Below are 1,558 nucleotides of genomic sequence, written 5' to 3'. Positions count from 1 at the left end.
GAGTTGCGTCGGCGGCGCGGCTTGAGGAGTGGATTCAGCGACCACAGGCAGCGGCTGCGTATCGAACACGCTGTACAGCACCGCACCCGCGGCGCCTGCCAGCAACAGCAGCAGCAAGGCCAGCGGCAAGCGGGAACGGCGCTTGGGCGCCAGGTGTTTGACCTCGGCGTCGGGCACGCGGCCTTCGAGCGCGGCGAGGATGCGCGATGAGGCGCGTTCATCCGGTGACGGTGAGCGTCCTGCGAGCAAGCTGGGAACAGAGGTCGGTGATCGCGATCTTTTTTCGTCTTCTGCCATGCGAAGTCCCGTGTCTGCAGGGATGGTCTGCACCCCTGTAACCAAGGGGTTTGAGAATACCTGATGACTTCTTCCGCATCATCGTTTCTTGTTACGAGTTCTAAGCCACGGACGCGTTTTGCAACGTCCAAGCGCTTGCCTGAATCCCGAATAGAACAAAAGATTACGCCTTCGTAACTGAGGGACCTCCTTGCTGCTCCTGCTGCCTCTCTACTTTCTGCTCGCCATAGGCGTCTCCGCGTTGTTTGTCTTCCCCTCATTGCGGGAGGCCATGGCACGGGGAATGCGCGCGCTCGCGCAGGGGATACGCCAGGGTGTGACGCGTGGCGCGGGACATGCCGGCGGGGCCGTCGACGGGTCGGCGCAGGCGCTGCGCGCGGGCTTTGGAAAGGCCGGCGGCGCGTTTTCGGCGTATCGCTGGCACATTGCCGCGGGCTTGCTGGTGGTGCTGCTTCCGTCACTTTTCGCTTTCGTCATGCGACACAATCACACATTTGTTTACGAGGATCGGACGGCTGGTCCGGACCCTCGTATCCAGGCCTTGCTGACCGGCGAAAGGCTGGTCCCGCCGCCCCCGCTGCCGCCCGAAGCGTTCACCACGCGCGAGGTGGAATTGGTGCGCCCCAACCTGGGCGGCGCCAGCCGCGACTGGAATCTGCTGGATGCCGATTACCGCCAGCGCCTGCTGGCCGCGTACCGCGTGATGCGTGAAGAACACGGCTACGAGATGGTGCTGATCGAAGGCTATCGCAGCCCCGACCGCCAGGCTGAGCTCGCGAAGATGGGCTCGCACGTGACCAATGCCGGCGCCTACCAGAGCTATCACCAATTCGGCCTGGCCGCGGACAGCGCCTTCCTGCGCGACGGCAAGGTGGTGGTGTCCGAGAAGGATCCCTGGGCCATGCGCGGCTACGAGCTCTTCGGGGAAACCGCCGAGCGCGTCGGCCTGACCTGGGGCGGCCGCTGGAAGATGATGGACTTCGGCCACACCGAGCTGCGCCGTCCCGGCGTCATGCGGCGCAACGGCGAGGCCGCGCAATGATCAACTCCGCAAACGTCAGATCGCATTCATGAGCCGCATACTCAAAACCGGGCTGTTGCTGGCCCTAGTCTTCGGCGTGGTCTGGCTCGCCGTCATCATCTGGTGGCAGGAGTCGCGCACGCTGCCCACGGGCGTGGACATCGGCCTCTATCTGTTCGCTCTGCCGCTGGCGTTGATCGCCGCGGCCTGGGGAGGCGCGCGCATCGTGCGTGCGCGCCG

The 1,558-nt window shown here is 65.0% G+C and carries 1 protein-coding gene and 2 pseudogenes; 2 read left to right on the top strand and 1 reads right to left on the bottom strand.

The genetic code is table 11. The features are described from left to right. Positions 1-297: pseudogene (locus VIR09_RS21490) on the bottom strand (hypothetical protein); the annotation flags it as partial. Between the two features lie 190 nt (positions 298-487). Here VIR09_RS21490 and VIR09_RS21485 point away from each other — a divergent pair. Both VIR09_RS21485 and VIR09_RS21480 read left to right on the top strand, forming a co-directional pair. Beyond that, positions 488-1,339, top strand: coding sequence for a M15 family metallopeptidase (locus VIR09_RS21485; RefSeq protein WP_414639451.1), 852 nt, complete (start codon positions 488-490; stop codon positions 1,337-1,339). A 28-nt stretch (positions 1,340-1,367) separates the two neighbouring features. Then, positions 1,368-1,558: pseudogene (locus VIR09_RS21480) on the top strand (hypothetical protein); the annotation flags it as partial.

Origin of the sequence: Achromobacter sp. (assembly GCF_036567245.1) — a bacterium.
Taxonomy (GTDB): domain Bacteria; phylum Pseudomonadota; class Gammaproteobacteria; order Burkholderiales; family Burkholderiaceae_B; genus Achromobacter.
Note: the sequence above shows the minus strand (reverse complement) of the source record. Positions and strands in the feature narration are given on the sequence as shown.